The sequence below is a fragment of the Streptomyces sp. NPDC057002 genome (assembly GCF_042673825.1).
GTDB lineage: Bacteria > Actinomycetota > Actinomycetes > Streptomycetales > Streptomycetaceae > Streptomyces.
Genome location: NZ_JBHURZ010000001.1, coordinates 37,375 through 54,204 on the forward strand (window position 1 = coordinate 37,375; position 16,830 = coordinate 54,204).

The following is a 16,830-nucleotide window of genomic DNA, read 5'->3' on the forward strand; positions in this document are numbered from 1 at the left end:
GGTCAGGGCCGCTGTGACGGGGACCGGCTGGGCCAGGCTCGAACGGCTCAAGCTCGCTTCCCTTGCCGAAACTGGAGGTATCCACCGTCAAGTGAGGAACGACATGTACGACACCATCGCCGAGCGCAACATCGCCACCGCCAAGCAGCTGCTCGAAGAGGCCATGCCCCATCTCGACTGGGACCTCATGCGCTCGCTGGTCACCCCCGACGCCCCGATCACGCGGGCGGGCTTCGCCGACCTCTACGCAGCCACCGGCGACGGAATCCCCCAGAGCGGCAACTTCATCGAGTGGCTGGAATCCGGCTGGAAGAAGCTCTCCGAAGGGCTCAGCGACAAGACCTCACGGGCGCAGGACGTGGTCGCCTCCGGCAACACCGTGATGATGAAATTCCACATGACCGCGCTGCACTCCGGCACCTTCGCCGGTGCCCCGGCCACCGGTCGGCGCGTCGAGTGGGACGAGATCACGGTGCTGCACTTCAACGACCAGGGCAAGATCACCGACATGTGGTACATGTGCCAGGAACTGGGCCTGGCCCGGCAGATCGGCTACCAGATGCAGCCGGCCTGAGCCGCTACCCAGCCGCCCGCTGGAGATGGGACGGCACCCGCCCGGGGTGTCTCACGGTGCGCTCCGAGACGGGGCGTGGCGTGGCGTGCGTTCCGGAGACCGCGTGGGTGCCTTGAGGTGTCGTCAGGGCCCGGCGTCAGGACGAGCCCAGGACGCAGAACTCGTGGCCTTCCGGGTCGGCCAGGCAGGTCCATGGGACGTCGCCCTGGCCGAGGTCGAGGTCGGTGGCGCCGAGGGTGCGCAGCCGGGCCACCTCCGCTGCCTTGTCGTCACCGGGGTACGGCAGCAGGTCGATGTGAACGCGGTCCGGCACGGTCTTCACGCCGGGCGTGCGGAGGAACTCGAGGTACGGGCCGACGCCCTTGGCCGAGCGCAGTACCGCATGATCGTCGTTCACCTCGTGCAGGGTCCAGTCCGTCGCCGCGCCCCAGAACCGGGCCATGGCCCGCGGATCCACGCAGTCGACCACCACCGCGGCGATCGGCCCGGTGTCCCGGTAGATCTCCCGAGGTTCCAGCACACAGAATTCGTTGCCCTCCGGGTCGGCGAGGACCGTCCACGGGACGTCGGCCTGGCCCACGTCGGCGGGCGTCGCACCGAGAGCCTGGAGGCGCGCGACCAACTCCGCCTGATGGGCCGGAGAAGTGGTGGCGAGATCGAGGTGCGCTCGGTTCTTTGTCGTCGACTTGGGTTCCGGGACGGTGACGACGTCGACGCAGACGGCGACCGGGTCCGGCCAGACATAGTCGCCGACGGGTTCGACGTTGGTCACGCCGGGTCCCTCGCTGGAAACACCCCAGCCGAGCGCCTCCGCCCAGAATCGGCCGACCGCCGAGTCATCGAGGGCCTTCATGTTCACGTTGACAGGTCGCAGTGCCATGACGGCGATCCTATGCACCCGCTCGCAACAAACCCGTTGGTGGAGCACGGCGACCGCTGCTCGTTTCCGGAGGCCGTGCGAGAGAACGAGGAGGTGGTGTCCGTGAACGCAGTATCGACATGGGTGCTCCCCTCCGGGGTCGCGGTCGGGCGATAGGTCGTCCGGGAGCGCCGTTCAAGCGCACTCCCGCCGGGTGTGGTGATGTGGTGACCGGCCCCGTTCCGCCGCCGACGAGCAAGCTCGCACCGACCTCCTCCGGGCGATGCAAGCCGGCGAGCCGGTCGACGAGATCTTCGAGTCACTCGTCGGCCCGCTGGTCGAGACGGCGGTACCGGAATGGCGGACCGCCCTGGACGCCCTTCTTTCGCTGCCCGAGACCGGCGGCCCGGTCGGGTACTCGGGGTGGACGGCCGTCGGCATTCGGCCTGCGGTCGTCGAACCGCGCATCGTGGCCGCCGGCTTCTTCGCCGGGGGGTACGTGCCCCGCGCCCAGCACGAAAAGGCCCGGCAGGTCACCATTCCGCTGCTGCTCCTGCTGCAGTGGGACGACGAAGGGAATCCCCGGCAGCGGGCCTGGGACCTGTTCTACACCTGAGGCACGACTGCCACGGCTCGCGTTTCCGGGGGCTGCTTCAGTAGTCGAGATCCAGGTAGTCGATGTCGTTGATGGCGACGTCCGACAGGCCCATCGCGCGGACTCCGCCGTCCTGGAAGTACACGTCCTTGAACCCGTCGGCGATGATCTGCCGCATCTGCTGGTCGCTGGCGCCGGCGTCGCGAGCGTTGAACAGACGGCCTGCGTACTCCGGTGGGAGGTGGACCGTGAGGCGGCGGAAGCGACCGTCGTCCGTTGTGCCGATCGGCGCGGTGTAGCCGAACCGGGCCCTCGTCTCCACCGTGATGCCGCCCGTGGTGGCGGCCTGTCGTCGGCGGCGCTTGCGTACCTTCGGCTGCCAGCGGGCCCGTACCGCTTCGTCGATCTTCGCGGCGACGTCGACGCGGGGGTGCTTGCGGGCGCCGCGCCGGTAGCGGTTCACGGAGTCGGCGGTGACACCGATCTCCTGGGCGACGGCCTTCGCGCTGCCCAACTGCCGGATCAGATAGCCGATCTGACCCTTCAGCGTCTTGGGCGGCTCACGGGTGAAGGACTCCCGGTCGGCACGTTCGATCGCGTCCTCGATCTCCCTCACCGGCTACTCCCCTTCTTCCAGGACGGCGTCGCCGCCCTTGATGTGGCGGGCGGGGTTGTAGCCCGCTTCCATCAGGTCGACCGCCCAGGACATCTCCTGGACGCCTTCGAACTTCGCCAGGCCCGGGGTGGGCCCGAGGCGGAAGGTGCCGGGGATGGGCTTGCCTGACGTGCTGTAGGGGAGGATGTCGATCGGCGAGCGGGACGGCGCGGGATAGACGACGCAGTCGGACAGCACGGCGAGCGGGTACAGGCCCGTCATCCTGGCCATGTTGAGCAGCTTGCGGTGCATGTTGACCCGGGCCTTGGAGATGACCGCGGCACGGATGTCCGGGCGCCAGGTGGGGCGCTCCATGGCCGGCCACGCATCACCCTCCCGGTAGCCCTTGCCCTGGGGGCGCTCGCGGAGCTTGCCGACTCCGCCCTTCACCGTGGCCTTGATGGCGGCGAGCACGGCGGCCAGGGCCGGGTCGGCGTCCTTGTGCCGCTCCATCGCCGCCAGGAAGGCGCGATCGTCCAGGTCCCGGGTGACGCCGAGGTCGGCCATGGTGTCGACGTACGCGGTCCGCAGCCGGTCGTGCCACGGGTCCAGGTAGGCGCCGGTCTCCCGCCGCAGGTACGCCTCCAGCGGCTGGACGTTGTGGCCGAGTTCCTGGGCGTAGGCGACGGTGTGGGTCTGATACCAGGCCGGGCCGGTGGGAGGGGTGCCGGACGGCGTGAACGGGCTGGGCAGACGCGGGTCGAGCTCGACGTGGGAGAGGTCCACCAGCCAGGAGCCAGGAATCTTCGGGTTGAACTTCGGGGTGTGGAAGTGGTCCGGGGCGGACAGGCCCACGACCAGTCGGGCGGCGGAGGCGAGGAAGGCGGTGTTCAGGTCGAGCCCGAGTGCCCAGGGCAGGGACACCTCGTCCCCGGTGAGCAGGTTGACGTCGCGCACCCACTGGTAGGCCTCCTCGTCGAGGAAGCCGCCCTTCCAGTCGTGGTGCACGACCAAGGGGTGTTCGGGGACGCATTCCGGCGGGGCGGGGTCGATCGGTTCCGTTCCGAGCGAGCCGGGGTTGTGGCCCGAACTCCACTGGCCGGTCGTACGGTCCTGCACCGCGCGCGTGGGCGGGCGCAGCGCGGTCATCAGCTCCAGTCCTGAGACGGCCGTCGAACCGCGCGGGGTGAGGACCCGCTGTGCGTAGACGCCCAAGACGCGGGCGATGTCGGCGGGCGCCAAGTCCGCGACGCCGGGCCAGGATCGCTCGTCGAGGGCGTCCCAGGGCAGGACCGCGAGCTGCACGCACTGCCGCTGATCGCCCTGGGCCGGGCGGTACACGCGGGCCCACGGGCCGAATCCGCGTTGGGTCAGCTTCCACTTCGCCCTGGTGACCTGCTTGACGACCGGGTGGTCCTCCGCCAGCCGCAGGCCCCGGCGGTCCTCCAGCCGCTCGGGCAGTCCGAGCCTCACGGCGGCGGCCGCGGTGAGCACGATCAGCGGATCGGCGTCACGGCCGTTGCGGTGCAGTCTGGACGCGCCGAGCCCGGACTCGTGCAGCGTCCACTCCACCAGCTCCGGGATGGTGGAGGCGGGGCAGTCCAGCACGATCTCGTCCACGCCGTACGCGGAGCCGTCATCGTCGAGGACGGCGAGGGGGCCGTGCGGAAAGCCGGAGTCGACGGGGGGCTTCGTGGCGTTCTTCGCGGCCGGGCGCCGCGACGGCGTCGCCGGGCGGGCGGCCGGACGGGCGGGGCGTTGGGGGGCGGGGCGTTGAGGGGCGGTCTGGACGGCGGGCGTCTCCGCCGGCGCTGAGCCCTCCGGTTGGGGGGCGGCCGGGTCGGTGAGGGTGGCCGGCTTCTCCTGCTGCGGCGCGGCGGCCGGGGCCGTGGGGGCGCCGAGCGCGGGGTACTTCGCCGCCCAGCCGTTAAGCAGGCGCTGGTACGCCTCCAGGCGGGGCGACTTCGGCTCGCTCCTGCCGTTCTCGTAGTTCTTCACCGTCTGCGTCGAGGTCTTCAGCGCGACAGCGAGACGGGCCTGGGTGATACCGGCGGCCTCCCGCAGCCGGGCGCGTTCCGCCGGTGGCGGGAGCTGCGGCTCCTCTTCCAACAGCGCGTCGACGGACGCGAACAGCTCTTCCTCGGTGGCCATGCGGATCTCCCTTCGCACGGCCACCCTAGCAACCCTTACCTCGCCATTTAACCTGCTTCTTTAACCCGATCAGGGGTTGACTCCGGGTGGGTGCGAGATGTCACCCGGGAGGAGGGTTCCCACGGCGCGCTCCACCTCCGCGATGCGGTCGGCGAGTGCCGCCGTGTCGGGATCGGCACCCGCTCTGTCGCGCAGGAGCAGTTCGATCTCGGTGAGCTGTTGGGTGATCTCTGTGAGCCGGTCCGTGTCCGTGCCGGTCGCGCGCATCGCCAACTGGCGGTTCTTGCGGTGCAGATCGAGGAAGACGGTGACCTTGGTGCGCAGTACCCAGGGGTCGACCGGTTTGGCGATGAAGTCCGCGGCGCCGATGGCGTACCCCCTGTAGGCGTAGTCGGCGCCGCCGTCCGTTCCGGTCACCAGGATGATGGGGACGTCTTTGGTCTGGTCGAGGCGCTTGATGTTGGCGGCGGTCTCGAAGCCGTCCATGCCGGGCATGCGGACGTCGAGGAGGACGACGGCGAACTCCTGACGCAGCATGGCTTTGAGGGCTTGCTCTCCGGAGCGTGCGCGGACCAGGTGCTGGTGCAGTGGGCCGAGTACGGCTTCGAAGGCGATGAGGTTTTCCTCCATGTCGTCGACGATGAGGATGCTGGACGTGTTGGCCAGGTTGGTGTTCATCGCGCGTCCTCGGGCGGATCGTCGGCGGTGTCGTGAGCGGGTGGTGGTTCGGGGTCGTCGGCGGCGCCCGGGCCCTGTGCGGGTATCGAGGGGTCATCGGGCGGGTCGAGCAGGTCGCAGATGGCGGAGAGCAAGCGGTCGATGTTGACCGGTTTGGGCACGTAGTCGTCGGCTCCGCTTTCGATCGCCTTGTCGCGGTCCTGGGGCATGGCCTTGGCGGTGAGGGCGATGATCGGCAGGTGGGCGAGCCGGGGGGTGTCCCGGATGGTGCGGATGGTCTCGTAGCCGTCCATCTCGGGCATCATGATGTCCATCAGGACCAGGGAGACGTCAGCGGCGCGTTTCAGGACCTCGAGGCCCTCCCGGCCGTTCTCGGCGTACCGCACGGTGATGCCGACTCGGCCCAGTGCGTGGGTGAGGGCGAAGACATTGCGGATGTCGTCGTCGACGATGAGGATGCGGCGGCCGGCCAGGACGCGGCCGGGTCGGCCGCTGAGCCATTCCTTGAGCCGGGTGGTCTCCGGCCAGGTGTCCTCGCGGCCGTTGGCGGGTTCGGTGGTCTGACTCCCCGTCAGATCGTCCGGCAGCTGGTCCGGGGCCGGGGTGTCGGGCTGGAGGGTTTCCGCGCGGTCGAGCATGTGCGCGGGTGAGGTGTCCCCGGCGTCGGCCGCCGCCGGCGGCCCGGGCTCCGGGGGAAGGGCGGGCGCGGTGCCGGCGGTGCGCGGGTCGGCGGGGCCCTGTACCGCGGTGGCGCCGGGGTGGAGGGCGGGGATGTAGAGGGTGAAGCGCGAGCCCACGCCCGGCTCGCTCTCGGCGACGATCTTGCCGCCGAGCATTCCGGCGATCTCCCGGCTGATGGACAGACCGAGGCCGGTGCCGCCGTACTTGCGGTTGGTGGTGCCCTCGGACTGCTGGAACGCCTCGAAGATCATCGGAAGCTTGTCGGGAGCGATGCCGATCCCGGTGTCCTTCACGGAGAACGCGATGACGGCTTCGGCGTTGCTGAGCGTCTCCTCGGTGAAGTGCATGCCCAGCACGCGGCTGACACGCAGCTCCACATGGCCGTCGTGGGTGAACTTCACCGCGTTGGACAGCAGATTGCGCAGTACCTGCTGAAGGCGCTGCTCGTCGGAGTACAGCTCGCCCGGTACGTCCTTCTCGACCGCGATCTCGAAGCCCAGGCCTCGGTCGATGGTGAGCGGCCGGAAGGTCGCGTGGACGTAGTCGAGCAGCTTGATCAGCGGGAGGGTCTTGGGGCGCACGTCCATCCGCCCGGCCTCGATCTTCGACAGGTCGAGGATGTCGCTGATCAGCTGGAGCAGGTCCGAGCCGGAGCGGTAGATGGTGGTCGCGAACTGCACCTCCTGTTCGGCCAGGTGGCCGTCGGGGTTGTCGGCGAGCAGCCGGGCCAGGATCAGCAGCGAGTTCAGCGGAGTGCGCAGTTCGTGCGACATGTTCGCCAGGAACTCCGACTTGTACTGCGAGGCGGTCGCGAGCAGTGCGGCCTTCTCCTCGAGTTCGGCGTTGGAGCGCTGCAGTTCGTCGGAACGCTCACGCAGTTCGGAGGTGAGCCGCTGGGACTCCGACAGCAGCGACTCCGTACGGGAGTTGGCGATGATCGTGTTGGTCGAGACGCCGATCGTGTTGACGAACTGGTCGATGAAGGCCAGGTGCACATCGTTGAACTTGCTGAGCGAGGCGAGCTCGATCACTCCGAGCACCTCGTCCTCGAAGAGGATGGGCAGGATGACGATGCTGGCCGGACGGGCCGTGCCGAGCCCGGAGTTGATGGTGATGTAGTCGGGCGGGACGTCCGTGATGAGGATGCGCTTCTTCTCCTGCGCGGCCTGTGCGATCAGCCCGCGGCCCGGGGTACCGGTGCCCGGCAGCGGGCTGCCCCCGCCGGCCTGGTCCGTGCCGTACCCGGCGATGAACTCCAGGCCCTCACCTGGTTGTGCCCCCGCCTCGGCCAGGAAGAACGCACCGAACTGCGCGTTCAACAGCGGAGTCAGCTCGCGCAGGATCAGGTCGGCGACCTCCACCAGGTCGCGGTGGCCCTGCATGAGCCCGGCCATGCGGGTCAGGTTCGACTCCAGCCAGTCCTTGGCGCGGGTGGTCTCGCGGAGGTTGGAGACCATGAGGTTGATGTTGTCCTTCAGCTCGGCGACCTCACCCTGTGCCTCGACCGTGATGGCGCGGGACATGTCGCCCTGGGTGACCGCGCTGGCCACCTCCGCGATCGCCCGGACCTGGGTGGTGAGATTAAGCGCCAGCTCGTTGACGTTGGTGGTCAGCCGTTTCCACGTTCCGTAGACGCCCTCGACACGCGCCTGGCCGCCCAGCTGCCCCTCGCTGCCGACCTCCCGTGCGACGCGGGTGACCTCGGAGGAGAACGAGGAGAGCGTGTCGACCATCGTGTTGATGGTGGTCTTCAGCTCCAGGATCTCGCCGCGCGCGTCGACGTCGATCTTCTTCGACAGATCGCCCTGGGCGACGGCCGTGGCCACCTGGGCGATGTTGCGGACCTGCGAGGTCAGGTTGTAGGCCATGAAGTTGACGTTGTCCGTGAGGTCCTTCCACACCCCCGACGCCCCGCGGACCTGGGCCCGGCCCCCCAGGCGGCCCTCCGTGCCGACCTCGCGGGCGACCCGGGTGACCTCGTCGGCGAAGGCCCGCAGCTGGTCGACCATCGTGTTCACGGTCTCCTTCAGCTGCAGGATCTCGCCGCGGGCGTCGACGGTGATCTTCTTCGACAGGTCGCCGTTGGCGACGGACGTCGTCACCTGGGCGATGTTGCGGACCTGGGAGGTCAGGTTCGACGCCATGAAGTTGACGTTGTCCGTCAGCTCCTCCCACACCCCCGACACTCCGCGGACCTGCGCCTGCCCGCCCAGGTTGCCCTCGGTACCGACCTCGCGCGCGACCCGGGTGACCTCGCCCGCGAACGCCGACAGCTGGTCGACCATCGTGTTGATCGTCGACTTGAGCTCCAGGATCTCGCCCTTGGCCTCCACCGTGATCGTCTTTCCCAGATCGCCCTGCGCGACCGCCGTCGCCACCTGGGCGATGTTGCGGACCTGCGAGGTCAGGTTGTCCGCCATGAAGTTCACGTTCTCGGTGAGGTCCTTCCACACCCCCGAGACCCCGCGGACCTGGGCACGGCCGCCGAGACGGCCCTCGGTGCCCACCTCGCGCGCGACCCGGGTGACCTCGCCCGCGAACGCCGACAGCTGGTCGACCATCGTGTTCACCGTCAGCTTCAGCTGGAGGATCTCGCCCCGGGCGTCCACCGTGATCTTCTGGCTCAGATCACCTGTGGCGACCGCCGTGGTCACCTGGGCGATGTTGCGGACCTGGGAGGTCAGGTTCGACGCCATGAAGTTGACGTTGTCCGTGAGGTCCTTCCACACCCCGGACACGCCCGGCACCTGGGCCCGGCCGCCCAGCTGTCCCTCCGTGCCGACCTCGCGGGAGACCCGGGTGACCTCGTCGGCGAACGCCCGCAGCTGGTCGACCATCGTGTTGACCGTCAGCTTGAGCTCCAGCAGCTCGCCGGTCGCCTCCACCGTGACCTGCCGGGTCAGATCGCCGCGGGCGACCGCCGTGGTCACCACTGCGATGTCGCGCACCTGCGCGGTCAGCCGGGACGCCATCGTGTTGACGGCCTCGGTCACGTAGCGCCAGTCGCCGGACAGCCCCTGTACCGTGGCACGCCCGCCGAGACGGCCCTCGGTACCGACCTCCCGGGAGACGCGGGTCAGCTCACCGGTGAACAGCGACAGCTGCTCCACCATGCGGTTCACTCCGCGCCCCAGGCGGCGCAGATCACCGCGGAGCTGGCGCCGGCCGTCGTGCAGCTCGGCGCGCTGCGTCAGATCGCCGTCGGCGACCGCGTCCAGGACGCGCGTGGCGTTCACGATCGGGACGGCCAGTGCCTCCAGCAGCGCGTTGGCCGCGTCCACGCCGGTAGTCCAGCCTCCCGCCCCGGGGCTCGCCGCCAGCCGCTCGTCCAGCCTCCCCTGCCGGAGCACCTCCCGGCGCACCCGCTCCAGCTCCGAAGCCAGATGCGCGTTCCGCGTGGTGATCTGGTCGAACTCCCCCGCCAGCTCGGCGAGGATCCCTTCGGGCACGTTACCCATGCGTACAGTGAAGTCGCCGTCACAGAGAGACCTCATGGCCGCCAGCAGCGGACGCAGCTGGGCCACGTGCACCCACTCGTCCCCGGGATCGGGGGCAGGTCGTTCCGCGGCCGCGGAACCGGTCCCGGCGGGCTCCCGCTCCCCGGATTCCGGCTCGGAGGAAGCGAGTTCAGGGCGAGCCACAGAATCCATGACAACACACTTCTCTTGGCACAAAATATGACCACTCCCCATTTAGGCTACATTCGTCCTGTACTGGTCCGCAGTGAGCTGGGCAGGGGTTGCCGTGAGGCCACAAGCGGGGTCGCAGACAGCACGGTCCTTCGGTCCGCGTTCAACAGCAGCAGCACGGATGCATGTACCCGCCAACGAACTCGCGGCCGCGGCGGCACGCAAGTTCGTGCGTGCCGTGCTCACCGAACGGACCGCGCCCCGCTCCCCCGCCGCGCCGGCGATCAGCGACCGGTCCGTCGACGATGCCGTGCTCCTCGCCAGCGAACTCGTCACCAACGCCGCCGCACACGCCGGATCCGGTCTCGAAGTGGCCTGTCACCTCGATGCCGGGCCACAGACCGGCTCCGAGGCCGGGTGGGCCGAAACCGCACAGGCCGGGACCGGGTGGGTGGGTGTCGTGGTCGAGGTGCTGGAGCACGGGGCCGCCCAGCGTCCTGGCGGCACGACAAGCCCGCACAGCCCCGTGCACGGCTATCGCAGGCAGCTCATGCACACACTGGCCGAATCCTGGGGCGTGACCTGCCGGCGTACCGGGAAAGCCACCTGGGTCCGCCTGGAATGCGCGACGACGGCGCCCCCGCCTGCCGCCGCCGAGCACAGGATCGCCGGCCTCCCGGCCGAGGCCGCCCGTCGCCCGCCGCCTCCCCCCGAGCCCGTTCTGCCGCGCGGACACCCCGGTCACAGAGCGCAGTGGGCGGAACGCGAAGGACAGTGGTTCCTCGCCGAGGCCGGAGAGCTCCTCGCCGGACAGCTGGACGAGGACATGGTCGCCGCCCTCGCCGGACAGCTCCTGGTGCCCAGACTCGCCGACTGGTGCGCCATATGGCTCACCACCGACCACGCCGATGTACGGCTCTCCCGCGTCTGGCACACCGACGAACAGCACATCCGCGCCCTCCGCCGGTCCCTGGAGAAAGACCCCCCGAGCGCGGCACTCAGCACGACCGGTCTCCCCTGGCCCTGGCCCGCATGCGAAACCGCCCCCGGCCAGACCGACCACAACACAGGCGGCTCCGCACTGGCCTTCCCCCTCGTCGCCGGCGGCCGGTACCACGGCACACTCCTCATCGGCCAGGCAGGACAACCCGAACTCACCGACACCGTCGTACGGCTCGTCGAGGACGTCGCCCGCCGCACGGCCCAGGCGGTGGTCACCGCCCGCCACTACACCCGCCAGGCGACCATCAGCCGCACGCTCCAGCGCCGGCAGCTCCCGACCTCGCTAGCCGCCATCCCCGGCGTCGACACGGCGATCGTGTACGAGCCCTGGGCGGAGGGCCAGACCGTCGGCGGTGACTTCTACGACCTGTTCCCCATGGGCCGGCACCGGTGGTGTTTCCTCCTCGGTGACGTCTCCGGCCACGACATGGAAGCCATGTCCGTCACCGGTCTCGCCCGCCACCTCGTACGGCTGCTCGCCCGCGAGGGCCACGGCGTCGAGACCCTTCTGAACCGGCTCAACCACGCGATGGCCGAGGAAGCCGCCGAAGCCACCGCGCTCCGTGGCGAACACGAAGGCCCCCGCCTGCTCAGCCTGCTCTACGGAGAACTCGAACCCGACGCCGTCACCGGCAACACCCGATGCACCATCGCCAGCGCCGGACACCCGCCGCCCCTGCGACTGACGACGAACGGCACCGTCACCTCCGCCGCGCACCCCCAAATACTCCTGGGCGTCGAAGAACACACCAATTACCACGCCGACACCATCACCCTCACACCGGGCGAAACACTTCTCTGTGTCACCGACGGCGTCACCGAACGCCGCAACGGCACCCATCAACTCGACGACGACAACGGCCTCGCCCGCATACTCGCCACCTGCACCGGCCTCGGCGCCAAGGCCATCGCCGAGCGCATCCGCCAGACCGCCCACGACTTCAGCACTCAGCCCATCGCCGACGACCTCGCCATACTCGTGCTCGAAGCAGTGCCGGTACTCAGGAGCGCCGGAACCATCACAACCAGCCACCCTCACGGTGAGTTCTGACTCGCCGATCGGCTGAGCAGGTGCCGAGTGGCTCAGAAGTCGGCGGCGACCCGGGCTTCTTCACTCACGCGCAGGACCATGCGGACATTCCCTGCAACGCGGCCAGACGCCTGGCCACGATGATCTGCTCCTTGCGGGTGGCCAGATCGGCGCGCGGGGCGAACTTCCGTCCTCCGGCGGCCACCCAGCTGGACTGGGTGAACTGCAGCCCGCCGTAGTGGCCGTTGCCGGTGTTCGCCTTCCAGTTCCCACCGGACTCGCAGGCGGCGATGGCGTCCCAGTCAGGCCCGAATCGGGCAGTCGGCAGGGCCTCCGCACTGGTGGCGACGCCGAGTATCACGGCGACCGCGAAAAGCACGAAGGCCGGACTCGCCCTGCGGCGGCGGCAGTCGCGAGTGCTGATCATTTGAACGTTCTGTGACGAAATCATATGTAGACGGTTGCACCGCGTCACATAAGTGGCGAACTGAGAACAAGAGCTCCTACGCCAAAAGAAGCAGCCATCAGCCCGTGCAACGACTGCTCTACCCTCTCCTGCATGGCCGGTGGCGCTTTTCGGCCTGCCAGGTGACTGAATCAGCCGCCTTGGCCGAGGTGATCCGAGATCCCCGTCAGGAGGACCGTTGCACCACGATGAGCGGACAGACCGGCCCGGAAGTCATGGCGAGCACCAGATCCAGCATGAGTTGGGCACCGTCGACCGCGCCGACCGGTTCTACGACGAGCAGGTGCTGGACCGGCTCAACCCACGCATGCGGGAGTTCGTGGCACGCCAGGAGATGTTCTTCCTCGCGACCTCGGACAGCCACGGCGAGTGCGACAGCACCTTCCGGGCCGGACCGCCCGGCTTTCTCCGAGTACTCGATGAAGGGGCCCTGGCATACCCGGAGTACCGCGGGAACGGCGTCATGGCCTCGCTCGGCAACATCCGGGAGAACCCCCATGTCGGCCTGCTGATGATCGACTTCTCCCGGGACCGCATCGGTCTGCATGTCAACGGCCGGGCGCGGCTGGTCGCCGACGACACGATGCGCCGGCGGTATCCGGACCTACCGGTTGATCCGGTACCCGGCCGCCGTCCCCACGTATGGGTGGAGGTCGCGGTCGAGGAGGCGTACATCCACTGCTCGAAGCACATACCGAGGCTGGTCCCGGCACCGCTCCGGCCGAACACCGACAGGGCGGACGGTTCCACGGCCGACGCGGAGCAGGCCTGGGGCACGGACGACGTCAAGCGGAAGGGCGGCGACTACTTCGGAGCGGCGGCCCAGGAGCGGGGGCTGGCTTCCCGCTGAGCACCGGGAGGGTCGGAGGCGAATTGACCCACGACAGTGGCCGTGAAATGCACCCTGTGGCCGGTCGATCGGCTCCCTAGGGTCGTAGTCATGACGACGAAGACGAACGAGACCACGCAGACCGTCCGGACCACGCGGACCGCGGACTTCAGCCCCGTCCTCACCCGCGCCGCCGACGCCGAGACGACCCGTGACCCCAGCAGTGTCATGACCCTTCTCGCGGACTCCGGCGACACCGGCGGGCGGCTCACCGGCTACCGGTCGACATTCGCCGAAGGCGCGGTCGGAGCACCCGCCCATCTGCACACCAAGGCGTCCGAGATGTTCTTGGTGATCGACGGAGCGCTCCAGGTGCTGGTGGGCGAGGAGATCACCGTCCTGGAGGCGGGCGACTTCCTCGTCGTGCCGCCGCACACCCCGCACGCCTTCGCGGCGGCGCCCGGCCGGACGGCCGACGTCCTGTTCGTCTTCACCCCGGGCGCCGGCCGCTTCGACTATCTGCGGCTCCTCGGCCGGGTGATGCGCGGCGATGCCGATCCGCAGGAGATCAAGGACTCCTCGGAGCGGTTCGACAACCACTACGTCGACAGCCCGGCGTGGCGCGAGGCCCTCGCCACGCGCGGCTGAGACGCGAAGCGGCCGCCGACGCCCTGGGGGAGGGTGCGTCGGCGGCCGCGGCCGGGAAGTGTCCCGCCTCGGATCCCGGCGTGCGTCAGAACGCCGGCATGGCGGACACGGCCCTGCTGTCGGCGCCGCGGGCCTTGTTGATGTTGCCGACGAGGGCGCCGGCCAGCGGGAAGTTGGCGCTGCCCCAGCTGGCGTTGGACAGCTTGGTGCGCAGGTCGCTCCTCATGTTGTCCAGGGTGAGCAGGCCCGGCTTGTCCCAGCCGCCGTCGCCCCAGGCCACCGCCCCCTCGCCGGTCTGGCGGCTGTCGGACACCCCGTCACTCGTCTTCCGTCACCCCCTGCACAACCAGCACCTCTACGGCGGTCTCGCCTGGGATCCCGGCCGGCCCGTCCTGCGCTATCTGGAGGGCGGCACCGTCCACACCCTCGATCTCACCACGGCCGTCACCGCCGCGTGGCGCGACCGCCCCCTGGACGCGGTCCTGGTGAGCCCTGACGGCCGTACCTTCGCCACCGCCGAGCTCTCCCGGCCCGGGCTCGGCTCGCCGGGCGGGGCCCCCGCAGGCAGCGGCTACACCTTCGAACTGCGCGCCACCCGCGACGGCCGCCTGATCCGCTCCCTCCCGCCGCTCCCGGTCTCCCCCGACTCCGGCCTGCCGCTGATGTCGTACAGCTCGGACGGCTGTTCCCTCGTCTACGGTCTCTCCACGCCCGGCGGGCGGGCCGCGCCGCAACGCTTCACGGTCTGGAACGTGTCAGGCAACCGGGCTCGTGGCTCGGTGGACCTGTCGGCCACCGCGTCCGGCGCGGCGGTCGTCGCCGTCGCCCTGGCCCCCGGCGGCCGCACTCTCTACACCACGCGCACGCCTGCCGTCGGCGAGCTGAGCAACGAGGCGTGGGACACCGTCAGCGGCCGGCGCAAGGGTGCCGCCACCGACTCCCGTCTGACCAGCACTCATCTCGTGGTACGCCCCGACGGGCGGCTGATCGTCGGCGACGACCGGGTGGCCCGGCTCCCCGACGGGCCGGGTACCGCCCGGGACCTCGTCCAGGGCGAGCAGATCAGCGCTCTCGCGTTCAGCCTCGACGGCCGGGTCCTGGCGGCGAGCGACCGGACCGGGCGGGTCGCGCTGTGGGACGGCGAGCTGCGCCATCGCGCGGGGATCCTGCGGAACGTCTTCCCCTCCTCCCTGGGCGGCTCGGCCCCCGAGGAAGTGAGCGCGCTCGCTCTCAGCCCCGACGGCCGCACCCTCGCCGTCGGCGGCGACACCGGCACGCTCCAGCTCTGGGACACCCTCACCCAGCAACCGCTGGGCGGCCCTCTGCCCACACCGGGCGAGGCCGTCGAGTCCCTCGCCTTCTCCGCCGACAGCAGCACGCTGTACGCCGGCGGGGCGCATGTGCTCCTGCAGCGCTACACCGTCGACCCGGAGCAGGCGGTCGAACAGATCTGCGCGCGAGCGGGGTCCTCGAACCTGACCAGGGCGCAGTGGCGGACGTACGTGCCGGAGGCGGCCTACCGGGAGGTGTGCGGGGACTGAGGTCAGCTCCGGTACTCGTCGCGCGCGGACCTGGGAATGGAGAAGCAGGACAGGACGACCGCGAAAGGCCAGACCGACTGGATCGTCGTCACCGCGCGTTCAGCGGCGCCGGGGGCACCCTGCTGGTGGAGTTCGGCCAGGAACCATGCCGCGCCCAGTGCCATGACGGCGGTCGCCCCCAGGGAGGGAAAGGGCCTCAGGGCCCAGGGCACGGCGTCGCCCCTTCTGGCTGCCAGGACGGGCCAGACCGCGAGGACGACGAAGCCCACGACGGCGACCGAGCCGTGGGTGAGGGAGCCGCCGCTGCTCGGCGCCGGAAACAGGGCCACGGCCAAGGCCGACACTCCCCCGGCCGCCAGGGCGGCACGTCCCGCGGGGGCGGCCGGGCGCAGTCCCCACGCGGTGAGCAGGTGGCAGATGCCCAGGGCGATGAAGGCGGCTGTCATCACCCAGTAGCTGGAGCCGCCGGGTGCCGCGAGGATGCTGATCGTCTGGACGGCGGGGTCGTAGGAGGGGCCCTGCAGGGATGCCGACACCGCCCAGCCCATGATCAGCACGAGGGGCGCGCAGCCGGACGACAACAGGACCCATTTCGGAACAGATCGCACCAGGACACCGTAAAGCGGATCTTCGGCTCCTCGCTCCACGAGCGGCGGGTGGGAGGGTCGCTGCAACCGGTCGGCGCGCGGTGCCGTCCTACAGGGCACCATGATCCCTTCGAGCTTCGCCGGCCCTTGGGCCGGACCGGTGCGTCAGCTGCTCGACTTCGCCTGGACACAGACACGGGCCTGCGCGTTCGCCATCGCCCTGCTGTGCGGCGTGGCCGTGTCCACACTGCTGCCCGAACTCCCCGTGGCGCGCTACGACCTGCTGGTCGCCTACGGCGTGCTGCTCACGCTGGTGTTCTGGATGCGTGGCTGGGAGAACGGGCGGGACGTCGCCGTCATCGCGGTCTGCCATGTCATCGGTCTGGCCTTCGAGCTGGTGAAGGTGTCGCTCGGCTCCTGGAGCTACCCGGAACCGGCCGTGCTGAAGTTCGCCGGTGTCCCGCTGTACGGAGGTTTCCTCTACGCGGCCGTCGGCAGCTACATCTGCCGCGCCTGGCATCTGTTCGACCTGGAGATCGTCCGCTATCGGCCGCGTGCGACCGCCGTGGTGGCCGCGGCCATCTACGTCAACTTCTTCAGTCATCACTGGCTGCCCGACGTGCGGTGGGTGCTGGCCGGGCTGCTGGCGGCCGTCACGCTGAAGACGTCCGTGCGCTTCACGGTGCGGGGCGTGCGCCGGCGGATGCCGCTGGCCGTGTCGTTCGTCCTGATCGGGTTCTTTCTGTGGGTGGCGGAGAATCTGGCCACCCTGGTCGGCGCGTGGCGCTATCCGTACCAGCAGCACGGCTGGGAGCCGGTGGGGGTGGCGAAGTTCGGCGCGTGGGCCTTGCTGATCAGCGTGACCTTCGTCCTGGCGGCGGTCGGCCGCCGCACGGGCTCCCGGGCGGTCCGGTCGGTGCGGTGAGCGAGCACGGGGAGCGCGGCCCTGCCCGGGTGCGCGAGTC

14 protein-coding genes and 1 pseudogene are annotated in these 16,830 nt (G+C 70.0%); 7 read left to right on the plus strand and 8 right to left on the minus strand.

All coding sequences use genetic code 11. The features are described 5' to 3' along the window. Positions 1-91: 91 nt before the first annotated feature. Positions 92-574, plus strand: coding sequence for an ester cyclase (locus tag ACFT32_RS00210; RefSeq protein ID WP_382483975.1), 483 nt, complete (start codon positions 92-94; stop codon positions 572-574). 136 nt (positions 575-710) lie between these two features. Here the strand turns inward: ACFT32_RS00210 and ACFT32_RS00215 are convergent, their stop codons facing one another. Continuing rightward, positions 711-1,454 carry a VOC family protein gene (locus tag ACFT32_RS00215; RefSeq protein WP_382483977.1) on the minus strand — a complete coding sequence of 248 codons (744 nt, stop codon included), beginning with the start codon at positions 1,452-1,454 and terminating at the stop codon, positions 711-713. A 202-nt stretch (positions 1,455-1,656) separates the two neighbouring features. Here ACFT32_RS00215 and ACFT32_RS00220 point away from each other — a divergent pair. Beyond that, positions 1,657-2,040: pseudogene (locus ACFT32_RS00220) on the plus strand (alpha/beta hydrolase); the annotation flags it as partial. 46 nt (positions 2,041-2,086) lie between these two features. On the opposite strand, the gene tpg reads toward ACFT32_RS00220, so the two are convergent. From tpg to ACFT32_RS00240, 4 genes are all read right to left on the minus strand, one after another. After that, positions 2,087-2,644: a telomere-protecting terminal protein Tpg gene (tpg, locus tag ACFT32_RS00225; protein WP_382483979.1), complete on the minus strand. Its 558-nt coding sequence runs from the start codon at positions 2,642-2,644 to the stop codon at positions 2,087-2,089. A 3-nt stretch (positions 2,645-2,647) separates the two neighbouring features. Further along, complete coding sequence (tap, locus tag ACFT32_RS00230; protein ID WP_382483982.1) at positions 2,648-4,774, minus strand: telomere-associated protein Tap; 2,127 nt, start codon at positions 4,772-4,774, stop codon at positions 2,648-2,650. 69 nt (positions 4,775-4,843) lie between these two features. After that, complete coding sequence (locus ACFT32_RS00235) at positions 4,844-5,452, minus strand: two-component system response regulator (protein ID WP_382483984.1); 609 nt, start codon at positions 5,450-5,452, stop codon at positions 4,844-4,846. Next, on the minus strand, positions 5,449-9,627 hold the full coding sequence (locus ACFT32_RS00240; RefSeq protein WP_382486985.1) for a HAMP domain-containing protein: 4,179 nt from the start codon (positions 9,625-9,627) through the stop codon (positions 5,449-5,451). The genes ACFT32_RS00235 and ACFT32_RS00240 overlap by 4 nt, the downstream gene beginning before the upstream one ends. Positions 9,628-9,943: 316 nt before the next feature. Here ACFT32_RS00240 and ACFT32_RS00245 point away from each other — a divergent pair, with 316 nt between their 5' ends. Then, positions 9,944-11,815 (plus strand): SpoIIE family protein phosphatase, encoded by a 1,872-nt coding sequence (locus ACFT32_RS00245; RefSeq protein ID WP_382483987.1) that lies wholly within the window; start codon positions 9,944-9,946, stop codon positions 11,813-11,815. Between the two features lie 64 nt (positions 11,816-11,879). Here ACFT32_RS00245 and ACFT32_RS00250 read toward each other — a convergent pair whose 3' ends face one another. Continuing rightward, positions 11,880-12,221 (minus strand): transglycosylase family protein, encoded by a 342-nt coding sequence (locus tag ACFT32_RS00250; protein WP_382483989.1) that lies wholly within the window; start codon positions 12,219-12,221, stop codon positions 11,880-11,882. Between the two features lie 217 nt (positions 12,222-12,438). Between ACFT32_RS00250 and ACFT32_RS00255 the strand changes: the two genes are divergently transcribed. Both ACFT32_RS00255 and ACFT32_RS00260 read left to right on the plus strand, forming a co-directional pair. Continuing rightward, complete coding sequence (locus ACFT32_RS00255; protein WP_382483991.1) at positions 12,439-13,110, plus strand: pyridoxamine 5'-phosphate oxidase family protein; 672 nt, start codon at positions 12,439-12,441, stop codon at positions 13,108-13,110. Between the two features lie 90 nt (positions 13,111-13,200). Next, complete coding sequence (locus tag ACFT32_RS00260; RefSeq protein ID WP_382483993.1) at positions 13,201-13,737, plus strand: cupin domain-containing protein; 537 nt, start codon at positions 13,201-13,203, stop codon at positions 13,735-13,737. A gap of 85 nt (positions 13,738-13,822) precedes the next feature. Here ACFT32_RS00260 and ACFT32_RS00265 read toward each other — a convergent pair whose 3' ends face one another. Then, positions 13,823-13,963 carry a hypothetical protein gene (locus ACFT32_RS00265; RefSeq protein WP_382483996.1) on the minus strand — a complete coding sequence of 47 codons (141 nt, stop codon included), beginning with the start codon at positions 13,961-13,963 and terminating at the stop codon, positions 13,823-13,825. 25 nt (positions 13,964-13,988) lie between these two features. Here ACFT32_RS00265 and ACFT32_RS00270 point away from each other — a divergent pair, with 25 nt between their 5' ends. Further along, positions 13,989-15,278 (plus strand): WD40 repeat domain-containing protein, encoded by a 1,290-nt coding sequence (locus ACFT32_RS00270; RefSeq protein WP_382483999.1) that lies wholly within the window; start codon positions 13,989-13,991, stop codon positions 15,276-15,278. 2 nt (positions 15,279-15,280) lie between these two features. Here the strand turns inward: ACFT32_RS00270 and ACFT32_RS00275 are convergent, their stop codons facing one another. Continuing rightward, a complete protein-coding gene (locus ACFT32_RS00275; protein ID WP_382484000.1) occupies positions 15,281-15,886 on the minus strand; it encodes a DUF998 domain-containing protein in 606 nt (201 codons plus the stop codon). 100 nt (positions 15,887-15,986) lie between these two features. On the opposite strand from ACFT32_RS00275, the gene ACFT32_RS00280 reads away from it, so the two are divergent. Beyond that, positions 15,987-16,790: a DUF817 domain-containing protein gene (locus tag ACFT32_RS00280; RefSeq protein WP_382484002.1), complete on the plus strand. Its 804-nt coding sequence runs from the start codon at positions 15,987-15,989 to the stop codon at positions 16,788-16,790. The last annotated feature ends 40 nt before the right edge of the window (positions 16,791-16,830 follow it).